The organism is Herbaspirillum sp. 1130 (genome assembly GCF_017833835.1).
GTDB lineage: Bacteria > Pseudomonadota > Gammaproteobacteria > Burkholderiales > Burkholderiaceae_D > Herbaspirillum > Herbaspirillum huttiense.
The window spans coordinates 568,439-585,287 of record NZ_JAFICQ010000001.1; the positions used below are offsets into that span (position 1 = coordinate 568,439).

Consider the following 16,849-nt stretch of genomic DNA (forward strand, 5'->3'; position numbering starts at 1 on the left):
TGCGCCAGCGACCACTCAGGAAGGAGTCAAGAGCTGCCATTTCCTGGAGAGGCGAAAACATGAGTGTGATGACAGAGGCTGGCAGCGCCGGCTATTCCTTTGAAACGCTGGGCAAGAACAATAACGTGACGCTGGACTTGCAGCCCGTCAATGCAGCCGACAGCAGCGATTTCCGTGCTGCCCTGGCGCGCCATCTGAACAACGATCCGGCGCATATCAAGACCGACAACGCCTCGCTGGGTTCGGCCATCGTTGATCGCACCACGCACCTGGCTGCGGAGATCAAGCAGGACCAGCAGTACGTCTCCAAGCTGCTGGAACAGGCCACCCGTACCGGCGACTCGATGCAGTTGATGAAAGCGATGATGGCACTCAATGATTTCCAGCTACGGGTGCAGACCGTGTCCAAGGTCGTCTCCAAGGCGGTGACCTCGGTTGATTCGCTCACCAAGCTCCAATAAACCATGCGCCTGCGACCACTGGCCAATTTCCTGCCCCTGCGCCCGCGATCACGTTGCAGCAACCGGCTGCTGGCACAGCTGCCGCGCCTGGCGGCGATTCTGTTGCTGCTGCTTCTGCTGTCGGCCTGCTCACGATCGGTCAATCTACAGGCCGGTCTGTCCGATGGCGATGCCAACGAAATCGTTCTGGTGCTCAATCGCAAGGGCATCAGCGTCGAGAAGCAGAAGAGCAAGGAGGGCGTCACGCTGATCGTCAAGGAAGATGATCTCTCGCGCGCCACCGAAACCATGAACGAGGCGGGCCTGCCGCGCCGCAACCTGTCCAACCTGGGGGAGGTGTTCAAGAAGCAGGGGATGATTTCCACCCCCATGGAGGAGCGTATCCGCTACATTCACGGGCTCTCCGAGGAACTGGAGTCAACGCTGCAGCAGTTCGACCATGTTATCTCGGCGCGCGTCCATGTGGTCCTGCCGGAGCGGATTGCACCGGGCGAACCGATTCAGCCGTCGTCAGCGGCGGTATTCGTCAAATATCGTGCACCGCTGGACGAGGATATGGTCATGCCGCGCATACGCAAGCTGGTGGCCTCCAGTATTCCTGGCCTGAGCGGCGAGGAGGGACGTGCCAAGGTCTCGGTGGTGATGATGCCCGGCGAGGTGCCCACGGCGGGCATCGAATGGACCACGCTGGGGCCCTTCGTGGTGGCCGTCTCCTCGGTGAGGGCGCTGGGCCTGACCCTGCTGGGGCTGGTTTTGCTGGTCCTGCTGGGGGGCGGCTGGCTGGCATTCCTGCATGTGCAGCGCAATCCCAAACTCATGTTGATGATCGCCCGGCTCGCCATGCGCAAGGCCAAGTCCGCAGATCCAACCGAACCGACCACGACCACGACCAAGGCCACGGCTGCGCCGACTTCGCCAGCCCCCGCAGCCGCAACGGCGATAGCGGGCAAGGCAGGGCAGGGCAAATCGTGACCGATCTGGTTCCCGAGCCTGCACCACCGATATTGAGTCAGGCTTTTCTCGACTGGTGGTTCGCCCCCTGGCAATACCTTGATCTGGCCGTCTTGCCGGGGATGAGCGCCACTCTCGTGGCCAGGCGCGACAGTTATCGTGCCTGGTGTGAACGCGCCGCGCTGGCCCCGGACCTGCCGCGCCTGTTCAATCCCGGCTGGCAGAGTGCGGCCAGCCAGCAGGGGCTGGAGTTGCGCCGTCGTGCCGGACTGTTCGGCGGCCTGTTCGCCGCGCGGGAGCACCAACAGTCGGTTCTCGGTACGCTGACCCGCGACCAACAGACCTGGTGTCAGCGCATCTCGCTGGCCCAGCCGCTGACGCGCTGCGTCCCCCGGATCAGCAGCCCCGACGGTGCTCAGGCAGACGCCGTCCTGGTCGGACTGGCCGAACTGGCGTGGCGGCTGCAACAACATTTCCCCGGTATGTGGGCGCGCCTGCGCGGCTTGCTGGATCCATCCGAATGCAGCCGCATCGACAGCGCCTTGCCCGCTGCGGCCCAATCACCGGTGGCCGAATCAGCCGCTGCCGCCCGGCGTGCACTGCGGTGTTGGCAGTCCTGTTGCACGCGTGCGCAGCAAGAATGAGATCGCCCGCGTTTTATGAAAGTGACGACCCATGAGCGACTTTGCCGTGCAGCGTGTGACCGTGCCGGATCAACTGCGTGCGCACCACGGTGTGCTGCGCCTCACCGGGCTGACCGTGACCAGCGACGCGGCGCAACTGGCAGAGCAGATGCTGGCGCAGGCCCGCGACGAGGCTGAGCTGATACGCGAACAGGCCGCAGAAGACGCCAGGCATGCCGTAAAGCGACAGCAGGAGGAAGTCGCGCAACGCGGGACTGCGTTGCTGGAGGGATTGCAACGAGCGCAGCACGACATGCTGGAGCGCATCGAAGAGGTCGTCGTGGATCTGGCGCAGGACGTGATGGAGTGCCTGCTGCTGGAGCTTGCCCCGCGTGACCGCATCGCCGCCATGCTGCGCAGGGTAAGTCAGGAGGCGCCAGCCAAGCTGCACGAGGCGGTACTGTGGGTCCACCCGGACGACCAGCAGCTGCTGCCGGCTTCGCCCTGGGAGATCCAGACCGATTCCGCGCTGGCCCCGGGCAGTTGCCGCCTGGAGGCGGCCAGCGGGGAGTGGCGCAGCGACTTTGCGCTGGCGGTGCAGGCTTTGCGCGATGGTCTGGCCGCTGCCCGCACCCACCTCGGAGCCCAAGATCCTTCATGAGCAGTGGTGGCAGAACACATCGACCCGGCAGATAGCGAGCTCGCAAAAAATCCGAACTGAAGTCCAGGCCGCTGCCACCTATCCGCCGTAAGCCCCCTGTCATCCACATGAGGAGATGAGCGTCATGTCGAGCAATCCGGTACTGCAGAATCTACGCCACATGGACAAGAAGTTCGATGAGATCAGCCAGAAGATCAACGACTTCAACCGCCAGCAGGTCGACGGCGAGATGCCTGATCCGGCCACCTTCATGGATCTGCTGCAAAAGCAATCCGTCACCAAAAGCGCCATGAGCGCCCAGTTCAATCTGCTGCAAAAGCCGTTGAAGACCGTCCTCAACGAAACCAAGTAACACGATGTCCACCGAGAGCCCAGACCACTGGCTGCAGACCCTGCCGCTGGATGAACCGGTCGTCATCGATGGTGAGACGGTGTTTCTGCGGGTACGCCAGGAAGGTGCCGAGCTGGGCGTCTACCTCGGCGGCCGGCCCAGCGACAGTGCATTGGCCGAGGCCATGCGCGTGAGTTTCCAGAGCGCCAGAGAATTCGACGCAGGTCTGGCCTGGGAGCCGGAAGGCGGACTGGTGCTGTCGCGCTGGGTGGCCGGTGCAAGTGGCTGGCACGACCTGGCAGAGCCGCTGGAGCAGCTGCTCAACCAGCTGGCCTTGTGGCGCGTCGCCTTGTCCCGCGCCCCTGCCGGCCATGACAAGCGCACCAGGCGCGATGAAGAACGCTTCTACAAACTGTTGTCTCAGTCCGGGGGAATGAAATGAATAGCCGCGAGTGGATCAAATCGTGGGGCATGGGCATCTTGCTGGCGGCGTTGCTGCTGTGGGGGACGACACTGCATGCGGCCGTGCCGGCAGCATGGAAGGACAGCGGCTTTTCCATCAATGCCAACGGCATGACGCTCAATGGTGTGCTGGAGGATTTCTCCCGTACCTACGGGGTGCGGCTGTCGATGAGCGGCGAGGGCGACCGCCTGGTGAAAGGGCGGCTCAAAGCCGACAACGGTATCGAGTTTCTCAACCGGCTCGGTGCGACCTACAAGTTTCGCTGGTTCGTCTACAACAACACCCTCTACGTCGCCTCGGCCAGCGACAACACCTCCGAGCGGCTGGAGGTGGGCGAGGATGCCGTGCAGGACGCCAAGGCTGCGCTGGTCGGGCTGGGTCTGTATGACGAGCGTTTCGGCTGGGGCGAGCTGCCGGACGAGGGCGTGGTCATCGTCAGCGGCCCGCGCAGCTATGTCGATCTGGCCCGTAATGTGCTGCTGCCCGCCAGCGACAAAAAAGTGCCCCGCAAGGGGCGGCAGATCATGATGTTCCGCCTCAAGTACGCCACGGCGATGGATCGTGTCATCACCTCGCGCGGCAAGACCGAGACCATCCCCGGCATCAAGACCATCCTCAGCAACCTGCTGTTCGGTCCCAACAGTGGCGAGAAATTGAGCGGTTCTACGCCACGCTTCGATGCCGCCAGCAATAAACGATCGCGCCAGCCCAAAAATGAGCGCGCTGCCATCGGCGAGAGCACCGGTGAGGGGCTGGGGCCGCTGTTTTCTGCGCCCGTGGGCAATGGCAACAACCTGATGATGCCGGGAGGCGCGATGGACGGTGGTCGTAATGGCGGTGGTGCCGGTGACTCCGGACGCGCCAGCGAAGAGGAGGGACGTCCGCGCATCGAGGCCGATCCCAGCCTCAATGCCATCATGATCTACGACAACATCAACAAGCGCGACATGTATGCCTCGCTGATCGCCGAACTGGATGTCCAGCCGCAGCAGATCGAGATTGAGGCCCTCATCGTCGATATCGATCGCAGCAAGCTCTCCGACATGGGCGTGGAATGGGGCGTGCGCGCCGGCGCGGTCAACAGCACCATCAATGCCACTACCGCCGCCTCGGAAGGCATGAACCTGCCATTGCCCGGCGCCACGCTGCTCATCAGCAACGCCGCCCGCTTCTATGCGCGGCTCAAGGCCATGGAATCCAATGGCGATGCCCACGTCCTGGCCACGCCCACGGTACTGACCCTGGACAACGTGGCGGCCGTGCTCGACCTGAGCCGTAGCGCCTACGTGTCGCTGGTGGGTGAGCGCGTGGCCGACCTCGCCGACATCACCGCCGGGACCAAGCTGCGCGTGATCCCGCGCATCATCCATGATGGTGGACAGACGCGGGTGAGACTGGAGGTCGACATCGAAGATGGCTCCTTGGACAGCAACGACAGCGGCAACAGCGGCAATCCCAACAATACGGTATCGACCAGCGTCACCCGCTCGACCATCAGCACCCAGGCCATCATTGACTCGCAGCAGACCCTGATGATCGGCGGCTATCGCGCCGAGGCATTGAGCAAGAACAAGCAGAAGGTGCCGGTGCTGGGAGACCTGCCGGTGTTGGGCGGACTGTTCCGCAGTGAATCGCAGTCCACCAGCACCAAGGAACGTTTGTTCCTCATCACGCCGCGCATCACCGGCACCGACGGTCTGGATGTGTCCACGACCAGGGCATTGCGCGAAAAGTCGCCTGACCAATCGGCTGCGCCGGCCATTCCCGCCACTCCGGCCACTCCCGCTGCGCCAGGAACAATGCCGGGTGCGCCAGCCGCACCGATGCCGCCACTGCCTCCAGGCATCCCCGGCACCACGACCGGACCCGTGCTGCCGGTAGGACCGCCACCGCATGCCGCCGGTCCGAGCGATACGACAGAGGCCAGCGCGACGCCCGCCACCGCGGCGGCCACCACTGCATCCGATACCCCTGCCGCCCCGGTAAGCACTGCTGCTGCAGCTGGCCCTTTCAGCCCCATTGGCAATGGCTTGCGCCTGCCCACACGAACGCGGGTCCAGTGCAAGCGACCCGCCGGCGTCGGAATGATGTAGGTAATTACGTAATGGTGACAGCCTTGTTGCAGAAGAGGGCAACGGGTCTTGAGAACGATTTGATGAGGAAGCGAACGTTCGATCTTTTTAAGAAATGCCGGGGAGGATTCTAAGAAAATGCCGGTCATATTTTTTGAGAATCTCCGTCTTGAATCTTCTTTACTATCAACAAGAAATAAAACAAACAGAAGCCAGCAAGGCAAAGGTCGCTCAGCCAGTCTCGAGGAGAAATTGCGGACAGATGCCACTTTCTGTATCGCCGCAACACCCTGACAAGAGCATCGGGCGGTGAAGAAATCAACCAAATGACGCATAAGGGTTAGTCATGTATTCAGAACAAATTACTTACAAATGCATGAGCAGAGTACTAAGTATTTTCTCCTTTACGCTGGGCTGCACGCTGCTGGCCGGTAGCATGCAGCCTGCCCATGCGGAAACCTCCACCGAACATCTGTTCCCCGTGACGGGCCGGTTCGACCTGCTGGCGGGAGACCGCGGCTTCTCCGATGACTGCGATACCGCGACGGGGCTGGCCGCCGGCGACAATGGTGTGATCATGCTGGCCAAGCTGGATGGTCAGAAGACGCGGGCAACCGGGAAGGGCAAGAATGGCGGCGCCACCGCGCCTGCAGCGGATGTGGAGCAGCTGCCGGCAGCGCTGCCGCAGAGTCCGACGGCACCCGATGCGCAGGAGACCTGGGAAATCATCGTCTCTGATAAGACCCTCAATGCCGCCCTGGCACGCTGGGCCAGCAAGGCTGGCTGGCAACTGGTGTGGGAGCTGCCGGTGGACTACGCGGTCGAGACCCGTACCACTGTCCATGGCAGTTTCGAGGAAGCGGTCGGTGCCGTGACACGCGGCATGGAAAGTGCCGAGATCCCGATGAAAGCCATGTTCTATCAAGGTAACAAGGTCTTGCGTATCACGGCCAAGGGAGCGGAATGATGAAGGCAAAATACTGGGCGCTGGCACCGTTGGTCGTCGTCATGGGCGGATGCACCGCGCTGCACCAGATGGAAAACGATATCGATGCCACCACCGACAAGACCACAAGCCTGGTCAAGGAAGTCGGCCGCACCGCACCAGGCGCGGTGATGCCGTCCACGCCACTGGTGACCCACGATAGCGGAATCTGGTTGGGCAAGAACGTGGTCAAGCTGGGGCAACCGGCGCTGCCGCCCATCTTCTACGAACCCACCACCTTTGATCGCACCCTCTATTCGCTGAGCGAACTGGCCGAGCGCATCACCTTGCGCACGGGCATTCCCAGCCGGGTCACGGCCGATACCCAGGAAGTGGCCGGCATGGCATTTCGCAATCGCCCCGGCGCGGCCGGGTTCAATGCTACGCAGCCGCTGCCGCCTGGTTTGCCCGGCGAGAATGGCCCGGGGGCAGCACCCGGCGCGGCGGCCGGCAATGCCGCACGCCTGCCGCTGCCATCTGCACCGACGCCGCAATTGCTGTCCCTGCCAGGAGATGCGTCGACGGGCGTGCGGATTTCCTATGCCAATGGTTCGCTCAAGGGGCTGCTTGATACCGCCGCTGCGCGGTTCGGTGTCTCGTGGAAATACGTCGACGGGACAATTCAGTTCTTCCACACGGAGTCGCGCAACTTCCAGATCAATGCCATTCCGGGGGACTCCACCTTCACGGCCACCGTTACCAGCGGTGCCACTTCCACCGGCGGCGTCTCCGGAGGGGGCAGCAGTGGCGGGGGCAGCACGACTTCCAGTGGCAGCGCCGTATCGGCCAACAATTCCCAGAACACCGGGGTCGCTTCGAAGCTGTCGGTCTACAGTGGTATCGAGAATGCCATCAAGGTCATGCTCTCGCCCTATGGCAAGGTACTGGCCTCGCCTGCTACCGGGGCCATCACCGTCGTCGATACGCCGGATTCCCTGGACAAGATCGCCGCCTACATCGATGGCGAGAACAAGGCGCTGTCACGCCAGATCGCCATCAATGTCACGGTGCTGTCGGTGAGTCTGTCGCATTCCGACGAATACGGCATCAACTGGAGTGCGGTCTACAACAGCCTGAACCGGAACTTCGGCATCAGCAACAGCTTTACGCCAGCCTCGCCGGGCTCCGGCAATTTCACGGCCGGCATCGTCGGCTCCTCCAAGTTCTCCGGCACTACGGCGGTGATCAATGCCTTGTCCGAACAGGGCAAGGTGCGTCGTCAGACCACCGCCTCGGTCGTGACCCTGAACAACCAGCCGGTACCGGTGCAGGTGGCGCGCCAGACCAGTTACCTGCAATCTTCGCAGACGTCGATCGTGGCGCAGGTCGGTACCACCACCACGCTGATCCCGGGGGTAGTGACGGCCGGCTTCAACATGAGCATCCTGCCGCACGTGCTGACCAACGGCACGGTAATGCTGCAGTTCTCCACTGACATCTCCACCTTGCGCGGCATCCGGCAGATCGAAAGCAATGGCAGCCGTATCGAATCCCCTGAACTCGATACCCGCAATTTCCTGCAGCGTGTCGCCATGAAGTCCAACGAGACCCTCATCATCAGCGGCTTTGAACAGACCGATGACAACCTCGATTTCAAAGGGGTGGGCACGCCCAGGAATTTCCTCCTCGGTGGCGGCGTCAATGGCCAGAACAACAAGGAAATCATCGTTGTGCTGATCACGCCGGTGGCCATGGCCGCGATCTGAGGAACAGGACCCGAGCTATGGCGAGCTATGTCACCCAGATAGAAAAGCACCGCTTCGTCTGCGGGCTTTTCTGGCAGTCCCTGTCGCGTCCGCGCGAACTGAAGAAGGAGGCCATCGACCTCGGCCGCAAGATCGATTCCGATCTACTGGTCATCCGCATGGATCACTCCACCGCCCAAGCTGGTTTTGCGCATAGCCGGGAGGGCGGGCGTTGCGGGATGTTCTCACTGGCGGCGATCGTCTCCAAGACGCTGGCCATCGAGGGTGCCTTTTACGATGGCGAGCAGCAGGCGGTCCACAACTGGCTGGGGGTGTTCATGCTCCCGGACGGGAAGTGGCTGTACCTGGCCGTGCGCGACGCCAACTTCCTGCCCAACGGCGACTTCGTGGGCGAGAAGGAGGAGGTGCTGGACCGGCTGCATTCCGACTATGCGCTAGGAGGATGGAATGTGGTCATCGGCGAGCCCGAGCTGGCCGATATGGGCTTCCACAATTTCAACGCCCGCACCATCGCCACCCTGATCCCGCGCAAGAAGGACGGCAGCATTCGCGTGCACAAGTGGTGGCGCCTGTATCAGATCGACGGCGTGCCGTCCTGGCTGCCCACTGTAGCGGGGGCTGCGGCCGCCCTGTTGGTGGCCGCGGGCGGATGGCTGGGCTGGCGCTATTACCAGCAAAAGCAGGCGGAACAAGAAAACGAGCAGGCCATCGCCCGTGCGCGCGAGCAGATCCAGCGCGAAGCCCAGGCCGCCGCGCATCCCTGGTCGCACATCCCGTTGCCGGCAGTGATGGTGAAGACCTGCATGCATCAGTTCGATCATCTGACCGCAGGCGGCTGGCAGCTTGAAAGCTACCTCTGCACACCGGAGCGACAGAGCTACAGCTGGCAGCGCGGCGATTCGACCATCGCCCTGCTGCGCGCCCAGGTGCGGGACGCCATAGTCGATGCCAGCGGCGACAAGGCCAGCTATGTCCACCCCCTGTCGATGGCAAGCGGTGACAACGATGTGCTGGGCGAGGCGCAGCCCACCCTGGAAGGGCTGATGTCGCGCTTCCAGGCCATCGGTTTGCCCATCAAGGTGAGCGCGGTCGCGCCGCTGAAGCTGCAGGCGCAGCAACAACCGCAACAACAGCAGTGGCAGCCGGGATGGCGCTCTTTTCTTTTTTCCATCAATGCCCATGGCATGGCACCGACCGACATCGCCGCCATGCTCAGCCGCCCGGGCGTCCGGGTCGAAAAACTTGTTTATCACGGGGCCGAGTGGTCCCTGGAGGGAACGATCTATGCAAAATAATCTGGCGCTGATCTGGGTCGCAGCCACCGCGCTGCATGTGATGTCAGCCTCGGCTGAAAACGTCTCCGAGAGCCTCACGCGGATCGAAGCGGAAACCCTTGTGTTGAAGGCCCGAGAACGACAGTTGGAGATCCAGTCCAACATCGTCACGCGACAGAATGAGATCGCCGTGAAGCAAAACATGACTGCTGCCATCACCCAGCCCGTGGTGGTGGGTGACCCGGTGATCCGCGCCATCGAAGGCGTGGGCAGCAAGATTTTCGCCACCCTGCAGCTCAGTGACGGCAGCATCGTCGATGTCCAGCAGGGAGATACCTTGTCCAATGGCATGAAAGTGGTCTCGGTGACGCCACGCGAGGTCGTGGTGATGTCCAAGTCCAATCAGCGTATCCGCCTGGGAACCTATGCACCGCAGAGCGCGGTCTTCAACGGCGCTTACGCGGGCACGGCACTGGGTATGCCTGCTGCGCCAGCCAGGAGTGCTGCGCGATGATCCAGCATGCCGAACGGCAGGAGGGGCAGGCAACGGGCAAGGGGCAGGCCACACTTGGACTCGATGATCTGCAGGCGCTCTGTGGACTGGGCCTGCTCAGCAATGCCGGCAGCTTGGAGGCGCGACCGGAAGAGAAGAAACTGCTCTGCCTGCTGGGTGATGGCCGGCTGCTGGTGGCGGCCGGTCAGGCATTCAATCCGCATGTGCTGTCCTACCGCGGGCGGCTGGAGCGCATGGGCCATCCCTTCAGGGAAGTGCAGGCCAGCATCGAGCTGATCCGTCGCATCAACAGCAATGGCTTGCCGATCCAGGCCGAGCGCAATCAGGAACACTCGATGATGCAGGTCACGGCCAAGGAGATGCTCAACAAGGCCTGCCGGGTGCGGGCCTCGGACATCCATCTGCGGGTGCGGAAGAATTGTACGGAGATCTATTTCCGCATTCACAACGATCTGTTGCCAGTGGGGGGACAGACCCGCGAGTACGGTGAGCGCCTGTTGGCGACCTTGTATGGTGCCATGACGTCGGTGTCGGACAGCTCCTACAAACCGACCGAACGCCAGGATGCCAGCATCGCCGACCGTGACAAGCTGCCCCCGGAACTGTATGGGGTGCGCATCGCCACGGTGCCGACCAACGAGGGCAGCGTGATGGTACTGCGGTTGTTGTACAACGATGTGGGCGAGAACCTGGACCTGCGCTCGCTGGGCTTCTCCGACCAGCATGTGAGCGACCTGCAGCGTCTGAAGGAGCAGCCCATCGGCATGAACATCATCAGCGGGCCCACAGGCTCGGGCAAGTCGACCACGCTGCAGCGTGTGCTCTGCGGGCAGATTCTGGAAAGCGAGGGGAAACTGCACGTACTGACCATCGAAGATCCGGTCGAATATCCGATCGAAGGCGCGGTCCAGACCACGGTGACCAATGCCCACACCGAAGAGGAACGCTCGCGCCTGTTCTCGGCGGCGATCTCCAATGCCATGCGGCTCGATCCGGACACCATCATGATCGGCGAGATCCGCGACCGGGCTTCAGCCCAGAATGCCTTGCGTGCCTCGATGACAGGCCACCAGATCTGGACCACCCTGCATGCCAACAGTGCCATGGCCATTGTGGACCGTCTCGTCGATCTGGGCTTGCAGCAGAGCCTGGTGCTTGACCACACCGTCATCACCGGCCTGATCAGCCAGCGCCTGGTCAAGCAGCTGTGCCCGCATTGCAGGCAGCCACTGCTGGCGCACCTGGATCGGGTGCCGGCGGCCTTGTTGGCGCGCTTGCGCAAGGTGATCCCGGATCGTCTGCAGGACGTCTTTCTCTGCGGCCCGGGATGCGAAGTCTGCTCGCATCGCGGCACGATCGGACGGACTGTCGTTGCCGAGGTCATCGTGCCGGACGAGATTTTTTTCCGCCATCTGCGGATGGGCGAGAAATGTCAGGCGTGGCGCCACTGGAAGCAATCCCTGGGCGGCCGGAGCATCGCCGATCATGCACTCGAAAAGGTCGTGGCCGGTCTGATCGATCCGGCCATGGCGGAAAAGGTGGTCGGATATTTCCAGGAAGCGGCGGTGACCGCCGCACCTCACCTGCACGTAGTGGAGGCCGACGGTGCTGCGTGATCTCAATCGCTGGTGGGCGCGGACCCAATTCACGGCCACGGTCAGGTTGAGCCTGTACCGCAAGATCGCCAAGATGCTCTCGCATGGACTGCCCTTGCTCAAGATCCTGGAAGAGTTGCGCGACCGCGCCTCCGAGCACGGCAAGAAGCCGGGTGAGCCGCTGGCCATCGTCCTGGATGACTGTCGGCGCATGGTGCAGAACGGGCGTCTGCTGGCCGAGGGTCTGGAATGGTGGGTGCCGCGCTCGGAGCAGATGATCATCATGGCCGGCGAACAGTCCGGCAAGCTGGAGCACACGCTCATGGCGGTGGTGAACGTGGTGCAGGCAGGTAAGAAGATCAAGGGGGTGATTCTCGGCGGACTGGCCTATCCCTTATCGGTGCTGGCGCTGGTGATCGTCTACATCTACCTGTTCGGAACCCGGGTTATCCCCGAGTTCACCCGCATGATCGATCCCTCCGGCTGGCATGGTGCGGCCCGGTCGCTGTACCTGATGTCGCTGTGGGTACAGCAGTGGATGGCTTATGCCGTGCTGGGCTTGCTGGTACTGCTGGTCGCCCTGGCGCTGTCGATGAGTCGCTGGACCGGTTCGCTGCGCATCCTGGTGGACCGGCTGCCGCCTTATTCCATCTATCGCCTGATGGTCGGATGCGGATTCCTTACCGCATTCTCGGCCTTGCAGTCGGCCGGCGTGACGGTGGAGAAGTCGCTGCTGCGCCTGTCGGCGATGGCACAACCCTGGTTGCGCGAACGACTGGACGGTGCCTTGCTGGGGGTGCGTTCGGGCCTGAATTGCGGCGAGGCACTGCGCAATGCGGGGTATCAGTTCCCGTCCAAGGAAGTCATCGATGACTTGTGTGTCTATGCGGAATACAAAGGATTTGCAGAAGCGCTCAGGCTTCTGGCAGATGAATGGATGGAGCAGGGCGTGGAGGCCATCTCACTGAGGATGAAGGTATTGAACGGTTTTTCCATCATTACCCTGGCCTTGGTGATTGGCTGGCTCGTGACCGGATTTTTCGGCATCCAGCAGGAAATTGCAGCACTAACCCGAAGTGTCCATTGAACTACCAGACAAGGAAGCATGATGAAGTGCAAATACATCCATAGCAAAAAAGACCATCTGGCCATCCGTTCAGACAGCCTGCTGGCGCGACAGCAAGGGGCGTCGCTGCTGGAAGGCATTGCCTACCTGGGCATTGCGGCCATTGTGGTGCTGGGCGCGGTCTCACTGCTCACCGGTGCCTTCGGTAGCGCCAAGGCCAACCAGATGACCGAAGAGGTCGTGGCCATCCGAACCGCCGTCAGAAAGCTCTATATCGGCCAGAGCTATCCGACCTCCTCGCTGGTGCCCAGCCTGCTGCTGGCCAATGCCATCCCCAATACCCTGGCACGGCCGACCAATACCACCCTGAGCAACAGCTGGGGTGGGGCCGTGACCATCGTTGGAACCAGCACCGGCTTTACCATCACCTACAACGCAGTACCGCAGGATGTGTGCGTGAGCATGATCAGCGGTGCCAGCGGCTGGACGCAGATCGACCAGGGCGGCAACAATCCGATCACCACCTTCCCGGCAACGGTGAGCAATGCCAATTCGTTGTGCACGGTGAATTCGGCAGCCGGCAATTCGATCACCTTTACCGCCTCCTGAAAGCCGCTGCTGCCCCTGCCGCCAGCGAGGCGGTGGGTGCGACCACCGGGCTGATGCAGGAACGCGCATCAACCGGTGGCAATGATGTCGACCAAGGAAAGGACAGAGCGATGTGGGGCCTCATCGTGGCATTGGCAATGATTGCGGCGGGTGGCTTTTATTGCAGCACCAGCAGTCAGCAACTGGCCGTGGTCCAGTCCAATCGCGTCCGCGAAACGGCAGCGGAGATGGCCCTGTACCGCCAGGCCGTCATCGATTATTTCAGTGCCAACGACCTGCGCGGCACAAGCGTCTCCATCGAGACCCTCAAGAGCGCGCACGCCTTGCCGAGCTGGTCGCTGCTCTATCAGCAAAGTGACCGGCTGATCTGGAGCAACTACCGTGACCAGGACGGAATCATCTATGTCTACGGGACGTCGCTGCCTCCATTCAACATTCTCGCCGATCTCACGCAGCTCTCCGGCAATTCCCTGCTGGTCGGCGTCTACCGGAGCGGCAAGAGCACACTGCAGTCGGGGCTCTTCGGCGACACCGGCATTCCCGTCACCGCGTTGGCCGGCAGAGCCGTTCCGGATGGTTCTCCGCTGTGGATCGCGATGACCCAATGAGGCAAGCGGGTCGCAAGCCTTGCGACTGATTTTCCGTTTTCCAGTTGTTGCCGCTGTTCGTGCAGCCCGGCCTGCGCTTTTTTTTTTCGGAGCCGATCCCATGCCTCATCCCTCCTCACGTATCCATCCGCAGCGCGGTTTCGCCATTATTGAAGTGCTCGGCGCACTGGTCATCGGTTCGATGATCCTGTTGGGTCTGGCGCATCTGATCGACGACTCCATCGATGATCTCAAGGGCACGCAGACAGCCTACTATCAGTCGCAGATCAGCGCGGCAGCGGCGAAATATCTCAGTATCAACAACCAGGCCTTGCAAAGCGCCACCCCCACCGCCAGCACGGTAGTGGCTATCGGCCTGGCCGATCTGAAAGCCGCCAAGCTGGTTGCCAGCGGGATGGCCTCCAGCAATCCTTACGGGCAGATCCCCTGCGTCCTGGTGCGCCAGCCGGATCCGACGGGTCATCCCGGGCAGTTCGATGCCCTGGTGATCACCAGCGGAGGCAACAAGATTCCCGATCGCGAGATCGCCGCCGTCTCCATGAATGCCGGCCTCGGCAGCGGCTACATTACGGCCGCCAATCCCGGCGTAGCGCGAGGTGCCTCGTGGAGCATGGCGACCGACGCCTATCGTTCGGTGGCCTGCAGCGGTGCCCCGGCATTGAGCGGCGGGGCCGCCGATGGTGGCCATCTGGTGTCGAGCGTCTTTTACGATGGGCCGGGACAACTCTCCACGGATTTTCTGTACCGTAGCGCAGTGCCGGGGCGACCCGAACTCAACCGCATGAATACGCCGGTGCGGTTTGCGTCAACGGCACTGGCGCAAAGCGGCACGTCCTGCCTGAATGCGGCCGGCGTGGCGGAGGCGGGCATTGCCATCGACAGCGCCACGCGCAACCTGATCACTTGCGCCAGCAATGGTCGCTGGTCGAGCTCATCCCAATGGCGCGAGCCGGTGGCCAGTTGGGCGGCTCTGCCCAGTTCAGGAAATCAGGCCGGCGATGTGCGCATGGTCACCGGGCTGAGCCGTGCATTTACCTATGATGGTGCCAAGTGGGTGGCACTGGCGGTGGACCAGCAGGGCAACATGACCGTACCCGGCACCCTCGATGCCAGCAAGCTGGCCGCCAGCCAGTCCGTCAGCTCCGGGGGAACCATCAGCGCCAATGGCGACATTAATAGCCAAGGCAACGTCGGAGCCGGCAACGATATGAGCGCAGGTCGCAACATGAGCGTTGGCATCAACCTCGCGGTCGGCAAGAACATCAACGTCGACAACATCTACGCCCAGGGCAACGTCAACTCGAAGGGTGGCATGCATTCGCCGCGTATCCAGTTGTACGACTCCGCGAATCCTCATGATCCCTGCAACTACAACGCAATTGACGACGATGGCAATCCCTTCATCAAGTTTCCGATCGGCACGATGCTGATGGACCAGAACGCCACGCCCCTCATCTGCTACCAGGACAAGACTTTTAGATATGCCAATGGTACTTACTCACCCTGATCAGCGCGCTGCGGCCAGTGCGCTCCTCGCGCAGCGTCGCTGGCGCAACCTGTTGGCCGGCACGCTGCTGGCGTCAAGCTGCGGCCTGGCGCACGCCTGCTGGGAGCAGGTGGCCAACTGGTACGGCGTGAACGTGCATCTGCTGTATGCGATCGCCAAAACCGAATCCAATCTCAATCCTCTGGCGAGGAACCAGAACAAGAACGGCTCTTACGACATCGGGCTGATGCAGATCAACAGCACCTGGCTGCCCACGCTGAAGAAGTACGGAATCGACGAGTCCCGCCTGAAGGATCCCTGTGTCAATCTGCAGGTCGGCGCATGGATTCTCTCCCAGAACATGCAGCGAATGGGACCGACCTGGGAGGCGGTCGGCGCCTACAACGCCAGAAATCCCAAACTGAGAATCGAATATGCGCGGCGGGTCTATCGAAATATCCCGACCGAAGCGCTGGTTCAGGCGGGAAGGTAGTCGTCCGGGTCTGCGGTGTGCTGACCGGACGCCGCCTCCTTGCATAATTCCAACCGATATCCCTGGTTGTAGGCGGTGCGGATCATGACCACCGGCCGGTCGGGGTCGATCTGCAGCTTTTTGCGCAGCTTGTAGACGTGCTGTTCGATGGTGCGGCCGGCGATGTCACTGTCGGTGCTCCAGATCACGGCACCGATGGTCTCGCGCGAGATGTAGACCCCGGGGGAGGAAAAGAACAGCCACGCCATGCTGAATTCGCGCGGGGTCAGGTTGATCGGCGTTCCCTGATAGCTGAACCGGGTGGATTCCCGGTTCAGGGAAAATCCCGCATATTCAATCGTGCGCCGGCTCGCGGCCGGTGCCGAGCGCCGGATGAGGGCGTTCACACGCGCAGTAAACTCAATGACTTCGAAAGGACGGACCAGAAAGTCGTCAGCCCCGCTGTCCAGGGTCAGCGCAGCCAGCTCGGCGCTCCGGGTGGGCGACAAGACCAGGGTCGGGGTGCGGTCGCCGCTCCGGTAGTTCAGCCAGGAAAAAATGTTATCGTCACTGCCGGGGGCCTCGGTGATATCGATGATGATCAGGCTGAATCCCCTGCGCCGCAGCGAGCGCAAGAGATCAGTCTCCGTCGTGAAATGCACTGGCTCGAGGCCAGCTCGCATTAGTGCTTCCTTCACTTGGACATATACAGACGGGTTACGTAGATAGCATGCTATTTTCATTTCGCGATTCAAGCTGTGTTATGCCATCTCTACGTCGATGGATATTCCAGATTTCGGTTGTCAAAACGTTGAGAATTCTTGAACATCTCGTCATTCAACGGAAGGTATACTTTAATTATTAATATAGAGCAATTTCATCCGATCCCTGGGGCTCTGCAATGGTTTCCTCCCTGGTGGTTCAATGCCAAAACTGGACAGGCAAGGCAATAGTGTTTCTCCGGTTGCTCAA

The 16,849-nt window shown here is 61.9% G+C and carries 18 protein-coding genes; 17 read left to right on the forward strand and 1 reads right to left on the reverse strand.

Annotated features, from left to right (window positions below):
• Positions 1 to 59 precede the first annotated feature (59 nt).
• From JOD78_RS02605 to JOD78_RS02685, 17 genes are all read left to right on the forward strand, one after another.
• On the forward strand, positions 60 to 461 hold the full coding sequence (locus JOD78_RS02605) for an EscI/YscI/HrpB family type III secretion system inner rod protein (RefSeq protein ID WP_209568884.1): 402 nt from the start codon (positions 60 to 62) through the stop codon (positions 459 to 461).
• A 3-nt stretch (positions 462 to 464) separates the two neighbouring features.
• Positions 465 to 1,433 carry a type III secretion inner membrane ring lipoprotein SctJ gene (gene sctJ, locus JOD78_RS02610; protein ID WP_245201957.1) on the forward strand — a complete coding sequence of 323 codons (969 nt, stop codon included), beginning with the start codon at positions 465 to 467 and terminating at the stop codon, positions 1,431 to 1,433.
• Positions 1,430 to 2,056, forward strand: coding sequence for a hypothetical protein (locus JOD78_RS02615; RefSeq protein WP_209568882.1), 627 nt, complete (start codon positions 1,430 to 1,432; stop codon positions 2,054 to 2,056). Before sctJ ends, JOD78_RS02615 begins: the two co-directional genes overlap by 4 nt.
• A 31-nt stretch (positions 2,057 to 2,087) precedes the next feature.
• Positions 2,088 to 2,696, forward strand: coding sequence for a FliH/SctL family protein (locus JOD78_RS02620; RefSeq protein WP_209568880.1), 609 nt, complete (start codon positions 2,088 to 2,090; stop codon positions 2,694 to 2,696).
• Between the two features lie 124 nt (positions 2,697 to 2,820).
• Positions 2,821 to 3,048 (forward strand): hypothetical protein, encoded by a 228-nt coding sequence (locus tag JOD78_RS02625; protein ID WP_209568878.1) that lies wholly within the window; start codon positions 2,821 to 2,823, stop codon positions 3,046 to 3,048.
• Positions 3,049 to 3,052: 4 nt separating this feature from the next.
• Positions 3,053 to 3,469 carry a hypothetical protein gene (locus tag JOD78_RS02630; protein ID WP_209568876.1) on the forward strand — a complete coding sequence of 139 codons (417 nt, stop codon included), beginning with the start codon at positions 3,053 to 3,055 and terminating at the stop codon, positions 3,467 to 3,469.
• The gene (sctC, locus tag JOD78_RS02635; protein ID WP_209568874.1) at positions 3,466 to 5,583 is read left to right on the forward strand and encodes a type III secretion system outer membrane ring subunit SctC; all 2,118 of its coding nucleotides are present in this window, start codon (positions 3,466 to 3,468) and stop codon (positions 5,581 to 5,583) included. Before JOD78_RS02630 ends, sctC begins: the two co-directional genes overlap by 4 nt.
• A 355-nt stretch (positions 5,584 to 5,938) precedes the next feature.
• Entirely contained in the window at positions 5,939 to 6,529 is a 591-nt protein-coding gene (locus JOD78_RS02640; RefSeq protein ID WP_245201958.1) for a toxin co-regulated pilus biosynthesis Q family protein, read from the forward strand.
• Positions 6,526 to 8,253 carry a PilN family type IVB pilus formation outer membrane protein gene (locus tag JOD78_RS02645; RefSeq protein WP_245201959.1) on the forward strand — a complete coding sequence of 576 codons (1,728 nt, stop codon included), beginning with the start codon at positions 6,526 to 6,528 and terminating at the stop codon, positions 8,251 to 8,253. The genes JOD78_RS02640 and JOD78_RS02645 overlap by 4 nt, the downstream gene beginning before the upstream one ends.
• A gap of 17 nt (positions 8,254 to 8,270) precedes the next feature.
• Complete coding sequence (pilO2, locus tag JOD78_RS02650) at positions 8,271 to 9,548, forward strand: type 4b pilus protein PilO2 (RefSeq protein WP_209568872.1); 1,278 nt, start codon at positions 8,271 to 8,273, stop codon at positions 9,546 to 9,548.
• Positions 9,538 to 10,041, forward strand: a complete 504-nt coding sequence (gene pilP, locus JOD78_RS02655) for a type IV pilus biogenesis protein PilP (protein ID WP_209568870.1) — start codon at positions 9,538 to 9,540, stop codon at positions 10,039 to 10,041. The genes pilO2 and pilP overlap by 11 nt, the downstream gene beginning before the upstream one ends.
• Entirely contained in the window at positions 10,038 to 11,657 is a 1,620-nt protein-coding gene (locus JOD78_RS02660) for an ATPase, T2SS/T4P/T4SS family (RefSeq protein WP_209568868.1), read from the forward strand. Before pilP ends, JOD78_RS02660 begins: the two co-directional genes overlap by 4 nt.
• Positions 11,647 to 12,723: a type II secretion system F family protein gene (locus JOD78_RS02665; RefSeq protein ID WP_209568866.1), complete on the forward strand. Its 1,077-nt coding sequence runs from the start codon at positions 11,647 to 11,649 to the stop codon at positions 12,721 to 12,723. The genes JOD78_RS02660 and JOD78_RS02665 overlap by 11 nt, the downstream gene beginning before the upstream one ends.
• A 21-nt stretch (positions 12,724 to 12,744) precedes the next feature.
• Entirely contained in the window at positions 12,745 to 13,311 is a 567-nt protein-coding gene (locus JOD78_RS02670) for a type 4 pilus major pilin (protein ID WP_209569171.1), read from the forward strand.
• The gene (gene pilM / locus JOD78_RS02675; protein ID WP_310841430.1) at positions 13,260 to 13,919 is read left to right on the forward strand and encodes a type IV pilus biogenesis protein PilM; all 660 of its coding nucleotides are present in this window, start codon (positions 13,260 to 13,262) and stop codon (positions 13,917 to 13,919) included. The genes JOD78_RS02670 and pilM overlap by 52 nt, the downstream gene beginning before the upstream one ends.
• A 100-nt stretch (positions 13,920 to 14,019) precedes the next feature.
• Positions 14,020 to 15,426 carry a shufflon system plasmid conjugative transfer pilus tip adhesin PilV gene (gene pilV / locus JOD78_RS02680; RefSeq protein ID WP_209568864.1) on the forward strand — a complete coding sequence of 469 codons (1,407 nt, stop codon included), beginning with the start codon at positions 14,020 to 14,022 and terminating at the stop codon, positions 15,424 to 15,426.
• Positions 15,407 to 15,898, forward strand: coding sequence for a lytic transglycosylase domain-containing protein (locus JOD78_RS02685; RefSeq protein WP_209568861.1), 492 nt, complete (start codon positions 15,407 to 15,409; stop codon positions 15,896 to 15,898). Before pilV ends, JOD78_RS02685 begins: the two co-directional genes overlap by 20 nt.
• Here the strand turns inward: JOD78_RS02685 and JOD78_RS02690 are convergent.
• Complete coding sequence (locus JOD78_RS02690) at positions 15,883 to 16,560, reverse strand: response regulator transcription factor (RefSeq protein ID WP_245201960.1); 678 nt, start codon at positions 16,558 to 16,560, stop codon at positions 15,883 to 15,885. The two genes, JOD78_RS02685 and JOD78_RS02690, sit on opposite strands and share 16 nt — an antisense overlap.
• Positions 16,561 to 16,849 lie beyond the last annotated feature (289 nt).